Annotated in this window: 1 pseudogene; it reads right to left on the bottom strand. The window is 67.3% G+C overall.

The annotated features are described in order from the left end of the window. A pseudogene (locus DMB66_RS60535) lies at positions 1 to 422 on the bottom strand (integrase); the annotation flags it as partial. Positions 423 to 554 lie beyond the last annotated feature (132 nt).

A 554-nucleotide genomic window follows, 5' to 3' on the forward strand; every position in this document is an offset into this window, starting at 1 on the left:
CCCAGCACGAGCAGTTCGCCGTGGATGCGGCGGTAGCCCCAGTTGCTGTTCTCTCGGGCCAGGCGCAGCACCAACGTGCGGATCGACTGGATCGTTCGTGGTCGCCCGATCTGGCGGGGCCGGGAGATCCGGGCGTGCCGGCGGGCGATCAGGTCCCGGTGCCAGCGTAGGACCGTCTCCGGGCATACCAGCAGCCGCAGACGGTCCAGTACGGTTCGTGGTAGCGGGTACAGCAGGGCTGCCAGCCAGGCCCGATCGGCTGGGGTGAACCGGGGCCGGGCGCCGTACAGCTGTCGCTCGAGGACCATGATCTGGTGCCGGAGCGCGAGGATCTCGGCGTCCTTGTCGCCGTCGCTCATCGGTAGCAGCCGTAGCAGCGCGAGGGCGTTGGTCACGCCGAGGTAGGCCAGTCGAAACAGCACACTCGTCATCGTCGCGCAGTGCTCGACGTAGAGCACCGTCGCGATTCAGCCGAGAGGATCCGTGTCGGCACCTGCCTCCTGGCCTCGGTGATCAAGATGACTGTGACCAGCGTGGATGAGGTTTTCGGCACC

Source organism: Actinoplanes sp. ATCC 53533 (assembly GCF_003947245.1).